This is a genomic window from Sphingomonas sp. (assembly GCF_017744835.1).
Taxonomy (GTDB): domain Bacteria; phylum Pseudomonadota; class Alphaproteobacteria; order Sphingomonadales; family Sphingomonadaceae; genus Sphingomonas.
The window spans coordinates 40,382-58,168 of the sequence record NZ_JAGIAM010000003.1; the positions used below are offsets into that span (position 1 = coordinate 40,382).

Annotated in this window: 24 protein-coding genes and 1 other RNA gene; 17 read left to right on the top strand and 8 right to left on the bottom strand. The window is 67.8% G+C overall.

Annotation, left to right across the window (positions count from 1 at the left end):
• Positions 1-124: 124 nt before the first annotated feature.
• From J7500_RS08005 to J7500_RS08015, 3 genes are all read right to left on the bottom strand, one after another.
• Positions 125-2,176, bottom strand: a complete 2,052-nt coding sequence (locus J7500_RS08005) for an NAD(+) synthase (RefSeq protein ID WP_294061162.1) — start codon at positions 2,174-2,176, stop codon at positions 125-127.
• Positions 2,176-2,679 carry a CinA family protein gene (locus tag J7500_RS08010; RefSeq protein ID WP_294061164.1) on the bottom strand — a complete coding sequence of 168 codons (504 nt, stop codon included), beginning with the start codon at positions 2,677-2,679 and terminating at the stop codon, positions 2,176-2,178. The genes J7500_RS08005 and J7500_RS08010 overlap by 1 nt, the downstream gene beginning before the upstream one ends.
• A gap of 76 nt (positions 2,680-2,755) precedes the next feature.
• Positions 2,756-3,355, bottom strand: a complete 600-nt coding sequence (locus J7500_RS08015) for a murein L,D-transpeptidase catalytic domain family protein (protein ID WP_294061165.1) — start codon at positions 3,353-3,355, stop codon at positions 2,756-2,758.
• Here J7500_RS08015 and J7500_RS08020 point away from each other — a divergent pair.
• Both J7500_RS08020 and J7500_RS08025 read left to right on the top strand, forming a co-directional pair.
• On the top strand, positions 3,354-3,503 hold the full coding sequence (locus J7500_RS08020) for a hypothetical protein (protein ID WP_294061166.1): 150 nt from the start codon (positions 3,354-3,356) through the stop codon (positions 3,501-3,503). The genes J7500_RS08015 and J7500_RS08020 overlap by 2 nt on opposite strands.
• Positions 3,504-3,711: 208 nt before the next feature.
• Positions 3,712-4,389 carry a L,D-transpeptidase family protein gene (locus tag J7500_RS08025; protein WP_294061167.1) on the top strand — a complete coding sequence of 226 codons (678 nt, stop codon included), beginning with the start codon at positions 3,712-3,714 and terminating at the stop codon, positions 4,387-4,389.
• Between the two features lie 34 nt (positions 4,390-4,423).
• Here the strand turns inward: J7500_RS08025 and J7500_RS08030 are convergent, their stop codons facing one another.
• Positions 4,424-4,825, bottom strand: a complete 402-nt coding sequence (locus J7500_RS08030) for a helix-turn-helix domain-containing protein (RefSeq protein WP_294061168.1) — start codon at positions 4,823-4,825, stop codon at positions 4,424-4,426.
• Between the two features lie 106 nt (positions 4,826-4,931).
• Here J7500_RS08030 and J7500_RS08035 point away from each other — a divergent pair, with 106 nt between their 5' ends.
• Entirely contained in the window at positions 4,932-5,693 is a 762-nt protein-coding gene (locus J7500_RS08035; RefSeq protein WP_294061169.1) for an SDR family oxidoreductase, read from the top strand.
• Positions 5,694-5,851: 158 nt separating this feature from the next.
• On the opposite strand, the gene J7500_RS08040 is transcribed toward J7500_RS08035, so the two are convergent.
• Complete coding sequence (locus tag J7500_RS08040; protein ID WP_294061171.1) at positions 5,852-6,931, bottom strand: deoxyhypusine synthase; 1,080 nt, start codon at positions 6,929-6,931, stop codon at positions 5,852-5,854.
• Between the two features lie 237 nt (positions 6,932-7,168).
• Complete coding sequence (locus J7500_RS08045; protein WP_294061173.1) at positions 7,169-8,359, bottom strand: type III PLP-dependent enzyme; 1,191 nt, start codon at positions 8,357-8,359, stop codon at positions 7,169-7,171.
• A 152-nt stretch (positions 8,360-8,511) separates the two neighbouring features.
• Between J7500_RS08045 and J7500_RS08050 the strand changes: the two genes are divergently transcribed.
• From J7500_RS08050 to J7500_RS08060, 3 genes are read left to right on the top strand one after another with little or no spacing between them, the layout of a single operon-like run.
• A complete protein-coding gene (locus J7500_RS08050) occupies positions 8,512-9,480 on the top strand; it encodes a threonine/serine dehydratase (protein ID WP_294061174.1) in 969 nt (322 codons plus the stop codon).
• A complete protein-coding gene (locus J7500_RS08055; protein WP_294061175.1) occupies positions 9,480-9,659 on the top strand; it encodes a hypothetical protein in 180 nt (59 codons plus the stop codon). Before J7500_RS08050 ends, J7500_RS08055 begins: the two co-directional genes overlap by 1 nt.
• Complete coding sequence (locus J7500_RS08060; RefSeq protein WP_294061176.1) at positions 9,660-9,827, top strand: hypothetical protein; 168 nt, start codon at positions 9,660-9,662, stop codon at positions 9,825-9,827. It abuts the gene before it with no gap.
• A gap of 49 nt (positions 9,828-9,876) precedes the next feature.
• On the opposite strand, the gene J7500_RS08065 is transcribed toward J7500_RS08060, so the two are convergent.
• The gene (locus J7500_RS08065; protein ID WP_294061177.1) at positions 9,877-10,533 is read right to left on the bottom strand and encodes an alpha/beta hydrolase; all 657 of its coding nucleotides are present in this window, start codon (positions 10,531-10,533) and stop codon (positions 9,877-9,879) included.
• Between the two features lie 92 nt (positions 10,534-10,625).
• On the opposite strand from J7500_RS08065, the gene J7500_RS08070 reads away from it, so the two are divergent.
• The 11 genes from J7500_RS08070 (at position 10,626) to J7500_RS08120 (ending at position 17,049) form a co-directional block, all read left to right on the top strand.
• The gene (locus J7500_RS08070; RefSeq protein WP_294061179.1) at positions 10,626-11,702 is read left to right on the top strand and encodes an aminotransferase class V-fold PLP-dependent enzyme; all 1,077 of its coding nucleotides are present in this window, start codon (positions 10,626-10,628) and stop codon (positions 11,700-11,702) included.
• Positions 11,699-12,793 carry a cysteine desulfurase family protein gene (locus J7500_RS08075; protein WP_294061180.1) on the top strand — a complete coding sequence of 365 codons (1,095 nt, stop codon included), beginning with the start codon at positions 11,699-11,701 and terminating at the stop codon, positions 12,791-12,793. The genes J7500_RS08070 and J7500_RS08075 overlap by 4 nt, the downstream gene beginning before the upstream one ends.
• On the top strand, positions 12,790-13,125 hold the full coding sequence (locus J7500_RS08080) for a 2Fe-2S iron-sulfur cluster-binding protein (RefSeq protein WP_294061182.1): 336 nt from the start codon (positions 12,790-12,792) through the stop codon (positions 13,123-13,125). Before J7500_RS08075 ends, J7500_RS08080 begins: the two co-directional genes overlap by 4 nt.
• Positions 13,126-13,163: 38 nt before the next feature.
• Positions 13,164-13,577: a low affinity iron permease family protein gene (locus tag J7500_RS08085; protein WP_294061183.1), complete on the top strand. Its 414-nt coding sequence runs from the start codon at positions 13,164-13,166 to the stop codon at positions 13,575-13,577.
• Positions 13,578-13,648: 71 nt separating this feature from the next.
• Positions 13,649-13,933, top strand: a complete 285-nt coding sequence (locus tag J7500_RS08090; RefSeq protein ID WP_294061185.1) for a hypothetical protein — start codon at positions 13,649-13,651, stop codon at positions 13,931-13,933.
• 68 nt (positions 13,934-14,001) lie between these two features.
• Positions 14,002-14,099: signal recognition particle sRNA small type (gene ffs / locus J7500_RS08095), an RNA gene on the top strand.
• 43 nt (positions 14,100-14,142) lie between these two features.
• Positions 14,143-14,391 carry a hypothetical protein gene (locus J7500_RS08100; protein WP_294061186.1) on the top strand — a complete coding sequence of 83 codons (249 nt, stop codon included), beginning with the start codon at positions 14,143-14,145 and terminating at the stop codon, positions 14,389-14,391.
• Positions 14,388-14,678 carry a type II toxin-antitoxin system RelE/ParE family toxin gene (locus J7500_RS08105; protein WP_294061188.1) on the top strand — a complete coding sequence of 97 codons (291 nt, stop codon included), beginning with the start codon at positions 14,388-14,390 and terminating at the stop codon, positions 14,676-14,678. Before J7500_RS08100 ends, J7500_RS08105 begins: the two co-directional genes overlap by 4 nt.
• 41 nt (positions 14,679-14,719) lie before the next feature.
• Positions 14,720-16,366 carry a DNA polymerase III subunit gamma/tau gene (locus J7500_RS08110; RefSeq protein WP_294061190.1) on the top strand — a complete coding sequence of 549 codons (1,647 nt, stop codon included), beginning with the start codon at positions 14,720-14,722 and terminating at the stop codon, positions 16,364-16,366.
• A gap of 1 nt (position 16,367) precedes the next feature.
• On the top strand, positions 16,368-16,688 hold the full coding sequence (locus tag J7500_RS08115) for a YbaB/EbfC family nucleoid-associated protein (protein ID WP_294061192.1): 321 nt from the start codon (positions 16,368-16,370) through the stop codon (positions 16,686-16,688).
• Between the two features lie 70 nt (positions 16,689-16,758).
• Positions 16,759-17,049 carry a hypothetical protein gene (locus tag J7500_RS08120; RefSeq protein WP_294061194.1) on the top strand — a complete coding sequence of 97 codons (291 nt, stop codon included), beginning with the start codon at positions 16,759-16,761 and terminating at the stop codon, positions 17,047-17,049.
• On the opposite strand, the gene mtgA is transcribed toward J7500_RS08120, so the two are convergent.
• Positions 17,050-17,712: a monofunctional biosynthetic peptidoglycan transglycosylase gene (gene mtgA / locus J7500_RS08125; protein ID WP_294062139.1), complete on the bottom strand. Its 663-nt coding sequence runs from the start codon at positions 17,710-17,712 to the stop codon at positions 17,050-17,052.
• Positions 17,713-17,787: the final 75 nt, after the last annotated feature.

Consider the following 17,787-nt stretch of genomic DNA (forward strand, 5'->3'; position numbering starts at 1 on the left):
TAGTGTGACCTTGGTGTGACCTTTGGTCGCGCAGGATGCGGGGCGGCGCGATAGCGTAACGCGCTCCCCTCCCTGAAGGGAAGGGGAGATGAATGCGATACAACCTAGCTCACGCTGTTCCGGCTCAGGGCAGCGCCGCGCGCAGTTCCTCGATCCAGGCGGTCGCCACGCTGTCGGACGGCGCGCGCCAGTCGCCGCGGGGGCTCAGCGCGCCGCCGGCCGAGACCTTGGGGCCGTTGGGCAGCGCGGATCGCTTGAACTGGCTCGTCTGGAAGAAGCGGAACAGGAAGGATTCGAGCCACTTCGCGATCGTCGCCAGATCATACTGGTTGCGGCCGGCCTCGGGGAAGTCGATCGGCCACAGCCCGGCCGCGGCGTCGCGCCACGCGTGCCAGGCGAGGAAGGCGATCTTCGACGGCCTGAGCCCGTGGCGCACGACATAATGGAGGAAGAAGTCGTTGAGCTCATAGGGCCCGATCCGGTCCTGCGTGCTCTGCATCCTGCCCTCTGCATCGGCGGGGACCAGCTCGGGCGAGATTTCGGTGTTGAGGATCGCGGTGAGCACGTCGGCGGCCTCGCCGGTGAACTGGCCGGTCTTCACCGTCCAGCGGATCAGATACTGGATCAGCGTCTTGGGCACGCCGGCGTTGACGCCGTAATGGCTCATCTGATCGCCGACGCCATAGGTGCACCAGCCGAGCGCCAGCTCGGACAGGTCGCCGGTGCCGAGCACGAAGCCCTGGCGCTGGTTGGCGAGGCGGAAGAGATAGTCGGTGCGCAGCCCCGCCTGGACGTTCTCGAAGGTCACGTCATAGACCGGCTCGCCCTCGGCGAAGGGATGGCCGAGGTCGGTGAGCATCTGCCGCGCGCTCGGGCGGATGTCGATTTCCTCGCCGGCCACGCCCAGAGCTCGCATCAGCGCCCAGGCGTTCGACTTGGTCGCGTCGCCGGTCGCGAAGCCCGGCATGGTGAAGCCGAGTATGTCCGAGCGCGGGCGGCCGAGCCGGTCCATCGCCTTGCACGCGACGATCAGCGCATGGGTGGAATCGAGCCCGCCCGAGACGCCGATGACGATGTGCTTGCTGCCGGTGGCTTCGAGCCGCTTGCGCAGCCCCTCCACCTGGATGTTGAACGCCTCGTAGCAATCCTCCTCGAGCCGCGCGGGCGTGTTCGGCACGAAGGGGAAGCGGCGGAGACGCCGGACCAGCCCGCGATCGGCGAAATCGGGTGCATGCTCGAAGCCGATGCGGCGGAAGCGCATTTCGGGGTGATTGGCGGCGCGGGCATTGTCGTTGAACGTGCCGTTGCGCATCCGCTCGAGCCGCAGCCGCTCGAGGTCGAGGTCCGAATAGACGATCTCGGTGGTCAGCTCGAAGCGTTCGGAGGCGGCGAGCAGCTCGCCCAACTCATAGATCAGCCCCTGGCCATCCCAGGCGAGGTCGGTCGTGCTCTCGCCGGGGCCCGAGGCCGAATAGACATAGGCCGATAGCGTGCGCGCCGACTGGGCGGCGCAATAGAGCTCGCGCTCGCGGCCCTTGCCGATGACGATGTTGGAGGCGGAGAGGTTGCACAGCACCAGCGCGCCGGCGAGCGCGCCTTCGGTCGATGGCGGGACGGGGGCCCAATAATCCTCGCAGATCTCGATGTGAAAGACGAAGTCCGCCAGGTCGGTCGCGGCGAAGACCAGGTCGGCGCCGAAGGGCACGGTCTGGCCGGCCACCGTGATCTCCAGCCCGGTGAGCCCGATGCCGCTCGCGAACCAGCGCTTCTCGTAATATTCGCGGTAGTTGGGGAGATATTGCTTGGGCACCACCCCCAGGATGCGCCCGCGCGCGATCGCCACCGCGCAATTGTAGAGCCGCCCGTTGCGCCGCAGCGCCGCGCCGACGAGCAGCATGGGCTTGAGCCCCTTGCTCGCCTGGGCGATCGCGGCGATCCCCGCTTCGGTCGCGTCGAGCACCGCGTCCTGCAGATGCAGGTCGTCGATCGCATAGCTGGTGACGTTGAGCTCGGGGAAGACGAGCAGGTCGGCGCCCTCGGCGTCGCCCTGTTTCGCCAGCGCGATCGTCGCGCGCGCGTTGGCGGCGGGATCTGCGACCACGGTCGCCGGCGTGCACACGCCCGCCCGGATCATCCCGTGGCGGTGGAGCGCGTAAAAGGGGTGGGACTTCGCCATCAAAGCGCCTCCGCCAGCATTTCCAGTCCGGTGCGCAGGCATTCGACGCGCACCCCGCCGCGGCCGATGTCGCCGAAATGCGCCTCGCGGTGCGCGGTCGGCCGGCCTTGGCGCGCGCAGGCGAAATGGACAAGGCCGGGTTCGTCCTCCGGTGCCCCGCGTCCTGCGAAGCCGGTGACGGAAATGGCGATGTCGGCCTTGCTGCCCTTGAGCGCCCCCTCGGCCATCGCGCACGCCACGACCTTGCTCACGGCGCCTTCGCGCTCGATCAGGTCGAGCGGGATGCCGAGCAGCTCGGACTTGGCTTCATTGGTGTAGACCACGAACCCGCGCTCGAATGCATGGCTGGCGCCGTCGACGTCGGTGAGAAGCGAGGCGAGCAGCCCGCCCGTGCAGCTTTCCGCCGTCGCGAGCGTGAGCTCCTTGTCGCACGCCGCCTCGAGCAATTTCCGTGCGGCGCGATCCACCTCGTCGGGAAGCGCGGGAGAAAGCGTTTCGGTCATGCAATGGTCCTAGCCGGGGGTTGGGCTCAGTGCCAACCCCGGCGGACCCCGATCGATCCCAAATAGGGGAGGCGGATCAGGCCTTGGCGGAATAGATCATCCGGCCGGGGCCCAGGCGCTCGAACACCTTGGCGAGGTCACGCTCGCCGACCGCGAAACAGCCCTGGCTGCGGCCGAGCTTGCCGTGCTGCATCACGACCTCGGGGTTGGCGTACCAGGCGGAGTGGACGACGATCGCGCGGTCATAGGCATTGCTGTTGGTCGGATCGAGGCCGATCAGCTTCTGCGAATCGCCGTGCTTGCCGACATAATAGTCGGCGGTCAGGAACGCGCCTTCGCAGGTCGCCTCCGAACCCATGTCGTTCGAGAAACGGTGGAGCATGCCGGTGTGCTCGGGGTCCGAGCCGATGCCGTGCGCTACCAGGAAGCTCTGCACTTCGCCGGTGCCCATGTTGACGATGTAGAAGCGTGCGTCCGCCGAGGGGCGTGCGAAGTCGGCGATCGCGATGCGGTCGTGCGACGGAATCCGGAACGAGTGCCGGTCGAGCGCGGCCACGGCCTTCTTGAACAGCTCGGGCCGGACGCCGGCTGGAACGGCACGTGCCTTCGCGACCTGCGGGGCCTTGGGGATGGGAACGGGTGCGGGCGGCGGGACCGGAATCGGAGCCGCGGCCATGTCCACCGAACTGGAAACGCACGAGGAAAGCGTTGCGCCACCCGCGATGGCCAATGCCGATCTCAGCAATGCCCGGCGCGAGTGCACCGTATCGAGACTGTCCTTCACCAAACCCGTTGCCCGCTTCGCTGCTCTATTTGCTACCTAATAGCAAAATGGTTCCTGACGATGTTTGAACAATACCGTATATTTCCGTCACTCACCGCAGCTTGTGCCCATTTCACCGAGACTTGCGCGGTTCGGGGCGCGGAAAGCTTTCGCGCCCGGGCTTTGAGTCGGTCAGGGCACCAACTGCGCCCAGCTACGTTGAATCCCGTGAAACGGGCGCCCGCCCAAGCGATTGACGGAGAAGGAAAATGAGAACCGGCCCGAGCGCGTTGATCGCGCTTGCGCTGCTTGCCGCGCTGCCCGCCACGCCCGCCGTGGCCCAAGCCGCGGAGGGAACCGTGCAGCCCGACACCCACCCGCTCAAGCCCGGCCAGTTCGTCTGGCACGAGCAGCCCGCGCAGATCGCCGCGAGCACCGCCACGGAGCCGCTTTCGCTCGTCGTCAGCCTGGTCGCGCAGCGTGCCTATCTCTATCGCGGCGGGCGGCTGCTGGCCGAGACCACGGTTTCGACCGGGGCACCGGGCTACGACACGCCGACCGGCGAGTTCACCATCCTGCAGAAGCAGGCCTTCCACCGTTCGAACCTCTACAGCGATGCACCGATGCCGCACATGCAGCGGCTCACCTGGGACGGGATCGCGCTGCACGGCGGCTATATTCCCGGGCGTCCCGCCTCGCATGGCTGCGTGCGGCTGCCGGTCAAGTTCGCCCGCCAGCTCTTCGATCTCACGCCGGTCGGCAGCAAGGTGACCATCGTCTACGATCTGCTCGAGGCCGCCGAGCCCTATGCTCCGCCGCAGATCAATGCGCAGACCGAGGGGCTGGGCGGCCAGGCCTATGACCGGCTCACCATGAGCGGCAACCCGCCGGCGGACACGCCCGCCGCGAGCCCGGCATCCTGGGTCGCGGGCGAAGCCAAGCCCTAAGCCCGGCCCTACACCCACCCCTTGCCTCTCCATTTCACGGAGGGGTGAGGAGGTCCTGCCGCGCATCGAAGCTGCGCCGCGCCGTCTCGATCCGTTCGAGATTATCCTCCGCCCAGGTCCACACCCCGCAGAAGGCCGCTCCCAGGCTCAGCCCCAGCTCGGTAAGGCGATATTCGACGCGCGGGGGGATCACCGGATGGACGGTGCGCACCACCAGCCCGTCGCGCTCCATCTGGCGCAGCGTCTGGGTGAGCATCTTCTGGCTGATCCCGGGCACCAGCTTGCCGACGCGCGTGAAGCGCAGCTCGCCATGATCCGCGAGCACTTCGAGGATCAGCATCGTCCATTTGTCGGCCACGCGGCCGATCACGTCGTTCACCAGCGCATCGACGCGTGGATCGGCGTCCGGCCATGGCTTGGGCGAGACCGCGGTCATCTCACACTCTCCAAATGGTAAGTATAAATCTTTCGGGTGCCTTCTTTCGATACGATACTGTAGCGATATATGGGCAGCCATCAACCGCAGAAACGGGAGACGGCAGATGAAGACCAACGGCAACACCATCCTCATCACTGGCGGCGGATCGGGCATCGGCGAAGCGCTGGCGCACCACTTCCATGACCTGGGCAACAAGGTGATCATCGCCGGACGCCGGCTCGATGCGCTGGAACGTGCGGCGGAGGGGCGGCCGGGCATCGCGGTGATGCAGCTCGACGTCGAGAGCGCCGAAGGCGTCGAGGACTTCGCCCGCCGCGTGCTCGCCGAGCATCCCGAGCTCAACGTGCTGGTCAACAACGCCGGCATCATGCGCTTCGAGGCGCTCGACACGCGCCGCGACCTCGCCGACGCCGAGGCGACGATCACCACCAACCTGCTCGGCCCGATCCGGCTGACCAATGCGCTGGTCGATCACCTCGCCGCACAGGCGGACGCGGCGATCGTCAACGTCTCGTCGGGGCTCGCCTATGTCCCGCTGGTCGATACGCCGACCTACAATGCCACCAAGGCCGCGATCCACAGCTACACCGTGTCGCTGCGCGAGGCGCTGCGGGGCAAGGTGGAAGTGATCGAGCTCGTCCCGCCCGCGGTCCAGACCGGGCTCACGCCGGGGCAGGAGAGCCGGCCCGGCTATCTGCCGCTCGAGGACTTCATCGACGAAGTGATGGCGCTGTTCGGCCAGCAGCCGACGCCGGCGGAGATACTGGTCGAGCGCGTGAAGTTCCTGCGCAATGCGGAAGCCGAAGGGCGGTTCGAGGCGACGCTGGCGCAGCTCAACCAGTCGGCCCGCGAGGCGCGGGGATAGGGCTGCAAGCTCACCTCCCTGCGGCGAGGGGCTGAGGGTGGGTGCGAGCCGAAGGCGAGCCCAACGAGATGCGGTGAAAAAAGAAAGGCCGGGCATCGAGCCCGGCCTTTTCTAACCACCCCTTGATCCCCTCCCTTGCAGGGAGGGGAAATAGAGGCTCAGCCGAACAGCTTCGCCCAGCCGCGCTTGGCGCGGTCCTTCCAATAGCCGCGGTGATAGGCGTCCGACGCCAGCAGCGGCATCACCGAGCCGGCCTCGGCGAAGACCATCTGCTCGATGCCGGTGTTGACCTTGCCCCACGAGGCGGCTTCCTGCAGCGTCGAGGACGAGCAGGCGCCGTCGCGGACGTCGGCGACCGTGATCTGGACCGCGTACTTGTGCACCGCGACGTCCTCGTGACCGAGGATCTCGGCGCAGACGACGGTGTCCTGGATGAAGTTCTTCGGCACGCCGCCGCCGATCATCAGCAGGCCGGTGGTGCCGGCCTCGATCTTGATCTGGGTGAGCTCGCGGAAGTCCGCGACCGCGTCGATCATGACGTAGGGCTTGCCGGCCTTGGCAGCGTCGACCTGATGCTTGACGAGGCCGAAGCCGGCCGAGCTGTCCACGAACGCCGGGCAGAAGATCGGCACGTCATGCTCGTAGGCGAGCTTGACGAGGCTGTTCTCCTTCTTGCCATGCTCGACCAGATACTTGCCCATCTCGCGGATGAAGGCGCGCGACGAATAGGCGCCCGGCTCGAGGCTCTCGGCGATCTCGAAGATCGTGTGATCGACGTGCTGGAGGTCTTCCTCGTCGATGTACGTGTCGTAGATGCGGTCGATGTAGAGCGAGCGCAGCGTGTCGTCGTCGGGGATCTCGAGCGCCTGATAATGCTTGTGGCCGAGGCCCTCGAAGAAATCCATGTCGACGATCGTCGCGCCGGTCGCGACGATGCCGTCGACCATGTTGTTGCGCACCAGCTCGGCATAGAGGTCCATGCAGCCGCCGGCCGAGGTCGAGCCCGCGATCACCAGGAAGATCGTGCAATCCTTGTCGGCCAGCATCTGGTTGTAGATGTTGGTCGCGCGGCCGAGGTCGCGGCTGGTGAAGCTCATGTCGGCCATCGCGTCGACGATCGGGCGCGCATCGAACTTGGTGATGTCGATGTGCTTCACTTCCTTCGACAGAAGCTCGGCCTTGCGGGTGTCGTTGATCGGCGGGTTTGCCGCCGCGGTCTTGGTGAGGGTGTCGGACATGGGAACTCCCATTCTTTCCAATGGCCGCCGTCATTCAAGGGGACGCGGAAACCCGTAAGTTCCCCTCCCGCTTGCGGGAGGGGTTAGGGGAGGGGCTGCAACAGCCTTCCCCGAAAGCCATGCCCTCCCAGTATCAGGTGAAATGGCCCCCGGCCATTTCAGATCGTCCGGGGGACGATCGACCTGATACTCCCTCCCGCAAGCGGGAGGGGAGCGAAGGCGGCTAGCGTTCAGCCGTTACAGCTTGACGACGTTCGAAGGCAGCGCGCGTTCCGCGGCTTCGCCCAGGTAGAGCGACGTCATCGGCTCGTCGTCGACGATCGCGGTCTCGGTTGCGCCGAAACCGTTGAACGCCGTGCGCATCGCCGCGCCGTACGCGCCGAGCATGCCGATCTCGATATAGTCGCCGGCCTGCACGTCGGCGGGCAGCAGGAACGGGCCTGCCATATGATCGAGGTCGTCGCACGTCGGGCCGTAGAAGCTGAACTCCACGTCGCGGGCGTTCGAATCCGGCTCGCGGAGGAGACGGACGGGGAAGCGCCAGCCGATGTGCGCGGCGTCGAACAGCGCGCCGTACGCGCCGTCGTTGATGTAGAGCTCCGAACCGCGGCGCCGCTCGACGCGTACGATCAGCGAGCTATACTCGGCGCACAGCGCGCGGCCCGGCTCCGCCCAGAGCTCGGCCGAATAGGAAATCGGCAGGCTCTCGAACGCGCGGTGGATCGTCGCGAAATAATGCTCGAGCGGCGGAGGCTCCATGCCCGGGTACGACGAGGGGAAGCCTCCGCCGACGTCGATCACGTCGACGGTGACGCCGGCCTCGACGATCGCCGAGCGCACGCGCTCCATCGCATTGGCATAGGCTTCGGGCGCCATCGCCTGCGAACCGACGTGGAAGCAGATGCCGAGCGCGTCCGCCGCCTGGCGGGCTGCGATCAGCAGTTCCTTCGATTCACCCGGGCCCACGCCGAACTTGGAGGCGAGGCTGAGCTTCGAATGGTCCGAAGAGACGCGCAGGCGGACGCACAGCGTCAGGTCTTCCGCGCCCTTGGTGGCGCGGACGATCTTCTCCAGCTCCTCGATCGAATCGAGGCTGAACACGCGCACGCCATGCTCGAAATACGCCTCTTCGATCGCTTCCTCGGCCTTCACCGGGTGCATGAAGCACAGGGTGGCCTCGGGCAGCGTCTTGGCGACGAGCCGTACCTCGGCGATCGAGGCGACGTCGAAATGCGTGATCCCGCTATCCCACAGGATCTGCAGCAGATCCGGCGAGGGATTGGCCTTCACGGCATACATCGAGCGGCCCGGAAACTTCTCCACGAAGAAGCGGGCGGCACGCGATGCGGCGTGCGGACGGGTGAGCGTGACCGGGGCTACCGGTCGAAGGGCGGCAGCTAGCCCCAGCGCGCTATGGTGCTTGTGCAATTCAAGGGACCTCCAAATGCCTTGCGGCAAACATTGACGAAAAGCTGCCTTGCGGTTGGAAGTCCCATGGGGCAGCGGAAGGCGGCATTTAGGGACGCGGTCCCCCCATGTAAAGTGATTCGAGGCCCGGAAATGTACGGCGGGGTTAAACTGTGACGATTGTGCGACAGCCGACCCGCGCAGGGGTGCGCGACGCGGCGGCGAAGCTGGTGGCCATCCTGCCGCAAACCCCTCTGTTTACAGCGGAAATTCGCGGCGTTCCGGTCTGCTTCAAGGCGGAATCGCTGCAGCCGATCGGGGCTTTCAAGATCCGCGGCGCCTGGCACCGGCTGACAGCGCTCGACGCCGCCGCGCGCGAGAAGGGCGTCGTCGCCTTTTCGTCCGGCAACCATGCGCAGGGCATTGCCTGGGCGGCGAAGCGACTCGGCATCCCGGCGGTGATCGTGATGCCGGCCGATGCGCCCAAGGTGAAGATCGATGCGACGCTCGCGCTCGGTGCCGAAGTGGTGAAGTACGACCGCGCGACCGAGAGCCGCGAGAAGATCGCCGCGCATCTTGCGCACGCCCGTGGCGCGGTGCTGGTCCCGAGCTTCGACGATCCCTGGGTGATCGAGGGGCAGGGGAGCGCCGGCATCGAGGCCGTGAGCCAGATGGTAGAGAGGAAGCTGCCCGATCCATCGCAGGTGCTCGTGCCCTGCGGCGGCGGCGGGCTGGCGGCGGGGATCGCGCTGGCGCTTCCCGATGTCGAGATGATCGTGGTCGAGCCGGAGGGCTGGGACGACATGCGCCGCAGCCTCGATGCCGGATGGATCGAGCCGGTCGGCGACAGTCCGCCCGCCACGGCCTGCGACGCGCTGCAGACCAAGCAAGTGTCGCCGCTCACCTTCGACGTGCTCAGCCGCCGCGGGGTGACCGGCGTGGCGGTGAGCGAGAAGGACGTGCGCGACGCGCAGCGCTGGGCGGCCGCCAAGCTGCGGCTGGTGGTCGAGCCCGGCGGCGCGGTCGCGCTCGCGGCGCTGCTCGCTGGCAAGGTCCAGCCGCGCCCCGGAACGCTCGTGATCCTCTCGGGCGGCAATGCCGATCCGGACGCCTATGCCGCCGTGCTGGGATCGGAGGGCTGATGCACGAGACACGCTTCGGCGGCCTGCTCGCGCAGGTGCTCAGCCTCGCCACACGCGGGCTGGGGCTGTTCCTGTTCGTGGTGGCCTTCGCCGCTTATCGCCGCGACCCGCGCGCGATCGCGATCCTGGCCGGCAGCGCGGCGCTGCTCGTCCTGCTGCTGATCCTGCTGGTGTCCTGAATGCTCGACCCGTCGCTCAATCCGCTGATGCTCAGCATCGCGGTCCTCGCCATGTTCGCGCTCGTCTGGGGCGGCGTGCGCACCTTCCGCAGCGACCGGCTCAAGGGCGCGCTGATGCTGGTCTGCGCGCTGGTGATCCTGGGGAACCTGCTGATCTGGCAGATTTGACCGCAATAAACCGTCGTTCCCGCCTTCACGGGGACGACGGTTGGTGTCCTCAGCGGATCGGACAGTTCGGGTCGAGCCGCATGTCGAGATAGCGGTCCACCGATCCCATCATCTGGTCCATCTCATGCTCGAAGAAATGGTTCGCGCCCGGAATGGTGTCGTGGTGGATGGTGATGTGCTTCTGCGTGCGCAGCTTGTCGACCAGCTTCTGGGTCGCGGCCGGAGTCGCGACTTCGTCGGCCTCGCCCTGGATGATGATGCCCGAGGAGGGGCAGGGCGCCAGGAAGCTAAAGTCGTACATGTTCGCCGGCGGCGCGATCGAGATGAAGCCGCGGATCTCGGGCCGGCGCATCAGCAGCTGCATGCCGATCCAGGCGCCGAAGCTGAAGCCTGCGATCCAGGTGGTCTGCGCCTCGGGATGGAAGCTCTGCACCCAGTCGAGCGCGCTCGCCGCGTCCGAAAGCTCACCGATGCCGTTGTCGAACGTGCCCTGGCTCTTGCCGACGCCGCGGAAGTTGAAGCGCAGCGTCGCGAAGCCGCGGCGCTGGAAGGTCTTGTAGAGCTCCTGCACGATCCGGTTGTTCATCGTGCCGCCCGCATTGGGGTGCGGGTGGAGGATCATGGCGACGGGCGCGCGCGGCTTGGGTGCGGGAGCGAAACGGCCTTCGAGGCGCCCTTCGGGACCGGGGAAGATGACTTCGGGCAAGGTTCTCTACCTGTTGAATGGGCGCGCGCGGTGGAGCGCGGGGAGTTGCGCGCTATATAGGCACCGCCGCCCTTCACGCAATTGGAACCAACTTGGCCGACCGCATCTATCTCGATCACGCCGCAACCACGCCGATGACGGCCGCCGCGATCGCCGCGGTCGAGCAGGGCATGCGGGCCTGGGCGAACCCTTCTTCGCCGCACGCCGAGGGACGCGCCGCCCGCGCCGCGCTGGAGGACGCGCGCACCCGCATCGCCGCCGCCTATGGCTGGGCGCACGAGCTGGTGCTGACCTCGGGCGCCAGCGAATCGCTCCACCTCGCGCTGGGCCGTTCGATGGCCGGGCAGCGGCTGATCACGGCAGTCGAGCATGATTCGGTGCTGCGCCATTCGGAGGGCGCGAGCGTGCTGCCCGTCGGCGCCGACGGCATGGTGAACCTTGACGCGCTCGCCCGCGCGCTGGAGGGCAAGGGGCGGACGCTGCTCTGCGTCCAATGGGCCAACAGCGAGACGGGCGTCCGTCAGCCGGTCGCCGCCATCGCCGAGATCGTCCACGCCGCGGGCGGCATCCTGCTCGTCGATGCCGCCCAGATGCCCGCGCGCGCCGACGACGCAGTGTTGCGCCACGCCGATCTCGTCGCGGTCTCGGCGCACAAGCGCGGCGGCCCGCCGGGGATCGGCGCGCTGCTCGTCCGCGACTTCGGCGTGCTGCTGCCGATGGGCGGACAGGAGAAGGGCTATCGCGCCGGCACCGAGAACCTGCCCGGCGCGCTCGGTTATGCCGCCGCGGTCGCCGAACCCGAGGACCTTGCCCGCATGGCCGCGCTGCGCACTCGGCTGGAGGATGCGATCCGCGCGGCGGGCGGCGAGATCGTCGGCGCCGCAACCCCGCGCAGCCCGCTGATCGGCGCCTATCGCATGCCCGGCGTATCGTCCGCCGCGCAGCTCATCCGCTTCGACCTTGCCGGCATCTCGGTCTCGGCGGGCAGCGCCTGCTCCTCCGGCAGCATGCGCCCCAGCCACGTGCTCACCGCGATGGGCTGGAGCGAGCCCGAGCTGCGCGAGGTCGTCCGCGTGAGCTTCGGCCGCACCACCAGCGAGGATGAGATCGACCGCTTCGCCGAATTGTGGCGCACTATCGCCTCCGAAGCGCGTACGAGGGCTGCATGATCTATCTCGACTATCAGGCGACCACTCCGCTCGCGCCCGAGGCGTTCCAGGCGATGCTGCCTTGGCTCCAGGACAATTTCGCCAATCCCCATTCGGCGCACCCCGCCGGCCGCGCGGCCAAGGCGGCGGTGGAGGCGGCGCGCGACCAGGTCGCCGCTCTGATGCCGACCGGCGGCACGCTCGTTTTCACCAGCGGCGCGACCGAGGCGCTCAACTGGGCGATCAAGGGCACGACCGGCGACATCGTCACCATCGCCACCGAGCACGCCGCGGTGCTCGACACCGTCGAGGCCGAGGCGCGGCGCGGCCGCAAGATCACGGTGCTGCCGGTCGGCAGCGACGGCCTGGTGGAGTTCGCCGCCGCGCGCGAGGCGATCCGCCCCGGCGTCGGACTGGTCGCGGCGATGCTGGTCAACAACGAGATCGGCACGATCCAGCCGGTCGAGCAACTCGCGCGCCTCGCCCATGAAGCCGGTGCGCGCTTCCTGTGCGACGCGGTACAGGGCTATGGCCGCGAGCTGATCCCGGACAATTGCGACTTGGTCGCCATCTCGGCGCACAAGATCCACGGGCCCAAAGGGATCGGCGCACTCTGGGTGCGCGACGGCGTGGCGCTCGAGCCTTTGCTCCACGGCGGCGGGCAGGAGAAGCCGGGCCGATCGGGCACGCTCTCTCCGGCGCTCTGTGCTGGCTTCGGCGCCGCCGCCAAGCTCGCCAAGCAGCGTTTCGGCGCCGATCATGCCCATGCCGAGCAGCTTTTCCGCGCCGGCCTCGCGCGGATGGCGAGCATGGGCTGGACTCTCAACGGCTCGCAGGAAGAGCGCTACCACGGCAACCTCAACCTGCGCCGCGAAGGGCTCGACGTCGCGCGGCTGATGTCGGACCTGCGCGACATCGCCTTTTCCGCGGGCTCGGCCTGCGCGAGCGGATCGGGAAGGCCCAGCCATGTGCTGGGCGCGATCGGCCTCACCGATGCCCAGGCGCGCTCCAGCGTCCGCATCGGCTTCGGCCGCTACACGACCGAAGAGGAGCTGATGGCGGCGCTCGACCGGATCGATGCCGTCGCGCGCGCGCAGAAGGTGGCGGCATGATCCGTGTCCGGTTCGTCAGCGCCGACCAGACGGAAACCCGCGAGGTCGAGGCGGCCGAGGGCGCGATCCTGCTCGATGTCGCTCAGAACGACGGCCAGCCGCTCGAAGGCACGTGCGAGGGGCAGATGGCCTGTTCGACGTGCCATGTGATCGTCGCGCCCGAGGATTTCGAGCGCCTGCCGCCGGCGAGCGAGGAGGAGGAGGACATGCTCGATCTCGCCGTCGCCGCCACGCGCACCAGCCGGCTCGCCTGCCAGATCCTGCTCACGCCGGAGCTCGACGGCCTCACCGTCCGCATCCCACCCGAGCACCGGGACATGCAGGGGCGCTAGCTCCGGGAACGGGGCGGGGCAGTGAACGTTTCACTGCCGTGCCGAAACCGAACCTGAGCCAGATGCTGTACGACGCCGGATGCCGTGTGTCGGAGACAGTCGCCAACATCGCCGGTCATCCGATGGCCCAGATCGGGGTGGTGATCTTCTGTCTCGCCTGGTTCCTGCTCCCGCTCGGCGACGATGCCACCGCGGCGCTCACGCTGGTGCTCTCGGTGCTCGCGATCACGCTCACCCAGATGGTGCTCAACCAGCAGAAGCGGCACGAGGCCGCGCTCCACCTCAAGATCGACGAGCTGATCCATGCGATGAAGGGCGCGCGCGACGAGGTCATGGGGATCGAGGGCAAGAGCGAGGCCGAGCTCGAGGCGCTGCGCATCACCGGCGAAGAGGCCGAGGGCGTGCTCGAGGAGCGCAAGGCGGACCCCAAGCGTGCTGCCAAGCGGGCATAGCCGGAACCAATGCTCCGGCCTGCCATTTCCCTGCAGCAACAGGGTCATCCCGGACAATCAGGAGAGAGGCTATGAAGATACTCGTACTGGCGGCAGCGGCCGCAGCGGCGGTCCTGGCGACCCCGGCGGCATCGGCAGCCCCGATCCCCGCCGTTTCGCTTTCGGAGGCGACCTATGGCACCGTGGCAGCCGGGGCGCAGGAACGCGGCTGGGATCGCAACGACCGCCGCTATCATGACAACCGTCGCTATCGCGACCGGCGCCATCGCCGCGCGCATTGGAAGACGGTCTGCACGCGCCAGTGGCGCCATGGCCACCGCGTCCGGGTCTGCCGCAAGGTGCGCGTCTGGCGGTGAATTTCGGCCGGGAGCGCGCGAAAGCCCGCTCCCGGCTTGCCTCCGGGAAAAGCTTCCCCCATATGCGCCGCGGGAGTCGGGCGGACGCAGCCGTCGCCAACCCGGTCAGGTCCGGAAGGAAGCAGCCGTAACGATTTCGTTGCGGGTCGTTCCGGCTCCCACCCCGCCATAGCGTTGACAAGTTTCCGCTGGCGCGGGAGACTCCCGCCGTGATCACGATCAGGCTCGATCTTTCCGACAGCGTGAAGCGCGAACTCGAGGCGCGCGTGCGAGAGAGCGCGCATGCGACCATCGAGGACTATGTGCGCGACCTGATCGAAACCGATCTGGTGCAGGAGGAAAGCTGGGAGATGACTCCCGAGCTGGCCGCTGCACTCAAGGAGGGAGAATCGAGCGGCGTCGATTCGCGCTCGCTGGAAGACATATTGGCCGATGCCCGGAAACGCTGGCGGGCGTGAAGCTCGTCGTCTCGGCGGCAGCCGGCCGCGATCTCGACTCGATCTACGACTACACGCGCGGCCAATGGGGCGAGGAGCAGGCGGATCGCTATGTGCACGAGCTGTGGGATGCTTTTTCGGCCGTGGCGCGCGACCCAGGGCGCGGTCTGCCGGCGACCGGGTCGCCTGCCGGCTATCGGCGGCTGAGGCAGGGGAGCCATTTCATCTTCTATCGCATTCGCGCTGACGTGCTGCGTGTCGAGCGTGTGCTGCACGTGCGCATGCACGCAGTGCGTCATCTGAGCTGATCGCTTCGACAAAGCGATTTGCCGCGCCTAGATAGACCCTGATGTCCGATTCCCTGCTTGGCCTCGACGAACCGCCACAGCCCGCGAAGGCCGAAGCCTATCGCGTGCTCGCTCGCAAATATCGGCCGCAGACCTTCTCCGAGCTGATCGGGCAGGATGCGATGGTCCAGACCTTGGGCAACGCGATCAAGCGCGACCGGCTGGCGCACGCCTTCCTGCTCACCGGCGTCCGCGGGGTGGGCAAGACCTCCACTGCGCGGCTGATCGCCAAGGCGCTCAACTGCATCGGGCCGGATGGGCAGGGCGGGCCGACGATCGATCCGTGCGGAGTCTGCGAGCCGTGCCGCGCGATTGCGGAAGGCCGCCACATCGACGTGATCGAGATGGACGCGGCGAGCCACACCGGCGTCGACGACGTGCGCGAGATTATCGAGGCGTCGCGCTACGCCGCGGTCAGCGCGCGCTACAAGATCTACATCATCGACGAAGTCCACATGCTGTCGAAGAGCGCGTTCAACGCGCTGCTCAAGACGCTCGAGGAGCCGCCGAGCCATGTGAAGTTCCTGTTCGCCACGACCGAGGTGAACAAGGTGCCCGTCACCGTGCTTTCGCGCTGCCAGCGCTTCGACCTGCGGCGCATCCCCGCCGAGACGCTTGCGGCGCACTTTACGCGCGTGGTCGAGGCCGAGGGCGTCGATGCCGAGCCTGAAGCGCTGGGACTGATCGCGCGCGCCGCCGAGGGTTCGGCGCGCGACGGGCTGTCGATCCTCGACCAGGCGATCGCGCATGCCGGCCTCGAAGGCGGCGGCGTGCGTGCCGAGGCCGTGCGCCAGATGCTCGGCCTCTCCGATCGCGGCGCGATCCGCGCTTTGTTCGGCCTGCTGCTCGCCGGCGATGCGCCGGGCGCGCTCAAGGCGCTGCGCGGCCAATATGACCTGGGCGTCGATCCGCAGGCCGTGCTGCGCACGCTGCTCGAAACGGTGCACGGCGTGACGCTCGCCAAGCTGGGCAGCACGCCGGGCGCGGGTCAGTCGGCCGAGGAGCTGGCGGCGCTCGCCGAATGGACCTCGCTGTCCTTCCCCGTGCTCCACCGGCTGTGGCAGCTGCTACTGCGCGGGCACGACGAAGTCGCCAAGGCCGCGCTGCCGATCGAGGCGTGCGAAATGGCGCTGCTGCGCGTGATCCACGCCTCGCAGCTTCCCGATCCGGGCGAGCTCGCGCGGCAGATCGCGAGCGGCGCCGTGCAGGTCTCCGCGCCTGCCGCCGCCGCTGCCGCGCCCGCCGCCGCTCCGGCCGCCCCCGAGGCGCCCGCCGCCGGGCCGAGCCTGCCCGCGAGCATGGCCGAGCTCGTCGCACATCTCGAGGCGAACCGCCGCATCCTGCTCGCGCAGCAGGTGCGCGACTATCTCCGCCCGGTCCGGTTCGAGGGATCGGAAATGGATTATGGCGTGTCGCGCGCCATGCCCGAGGAATTCGAGCGCGAGCTCGGCGCGGCGTTGCGCGAGAGCACCGGCGTCAATTGGCGCCTCAAGTGCGTTGAAGACGCGACGGCGCTCACGCTACGCGAAGAGCAGGCGGCGAACGACGCGGCCGAGCGCGACGCAGTGCTGGCCTCGCCGATGGTCGCCGCTGCGATGCAGGCCTTTCCCGATGCCGAGCTGATCGGCTGGACCAAGACAGGAAGTTGATATGGATCTCGAGAAGATGATGGCCATGGCGCAGAACGTCCAGGCCGAGCTTGCCAAGGCGCAGGAGAATCTGGACACGCTCGAAGTCGAGGGCGTCTCGGGCGGCGGCCTTGTGAAGGTCAAGGCGTCCGCCAAGGGGCGGATCATCGGCGTCGACATCGACGAGTCGCTGCTTCAGCCGTCCGAGAAGGGCATGGTCGAGGACCTCGTCGCCGCCGCCTTCAACGACGCGCGCGCCAAGGCCGATGCGGTCGCTCAGGCCGAAATGTCCAAGATGAGCAGCGGCCTGCCGCTCCCGCCGGGTTTCAAGCTTCCCTTCTGAGGACGGTTGCGCCGGAACCATGTGCTGCGCTCCTCGGTTGCTACCCGTGCAATTGAAGGAGTGGAATTCCATGGTCGATCGAGTTGTTGAGCGTACCGACGGCAACACGTCGGAGCGCGTGACCGAAACCTCGACCGCGCCTGCGGGCACCACGGTCGTGGAGCGTCGCGGAGGCGGCGGTGGATTGTTGATCGGACTGGCGGTGCTGATCCTCGTGGTGATCGGCGCGATCTATCTGATCAACCAGAACAACCGCGAAGCAGTGAAGACCGACGCGATCACCGGCGCTGCGGACAGCGTCGGGGATGCCGCCAAGGATGTCGGCGGCGCTGCCAAGGACGCGGCCAAGAAGGTCCAGTAATCAGCGCAGGCAGCCGTCGAGGCCGTCGCCTGCCACCACGCCGATCCGGCGGTTGATCGAATTGCCGTAGCGCCGCGTGAAGCCCCTGGGGTCGATCGCGGCGCGCTTCTTCGGGAGCGGCAGCACCGCCGCGATCTGCGCGGCCTCGCGGTCGGTGAGGCGCGAGGCGTCGTGCTTGAAATAGCGCATCGCGCCGGCATTCACGCCATAGGTGCCGATGCCGGTCTCGGCGACGTTGAGGTACACCTCCATGATCCGCCGCTTGCCCCAGATATTCTCGATGAGCAGCGTGAAATAGGCCTCCAGGCCTTTGCGGAAATAGCCGCCCCCCTGCCACAGGAAGACGTTCTTCGCGGTCTGCTGGCTGATCGTCGATCCGCCGCGAATGTGCTGCTTGCCGGTGGCGTTGCGCGCGGCGGCCGCGGCGATCGCCTTGTAGTCGAAGCCGTCGTGCTGGCAGAAGCGCGAGTCCTCGGCGCCGATCGCGGCGCGCGGCATGCTGCGGTCGATCTGCGAGAGCGGCATCCATTGCTTGGTGACGCCGTGCCCGGCGACCACGTCACCGATCATGGTGAAGGTGATCGGCGGGTTCACGAAGCGATAGGCAAGCACCCAGAGCAGCGAGCCGATCAGGAAGGCGAGCACGGCCTTCACCAGCAGCATCAGCAGCCGGCGCCCCAGGGGCTTGGACGATCGGGCCTTGGGCGATCGTGGCTGGCGGGCGGCGGCTTGGGGCAT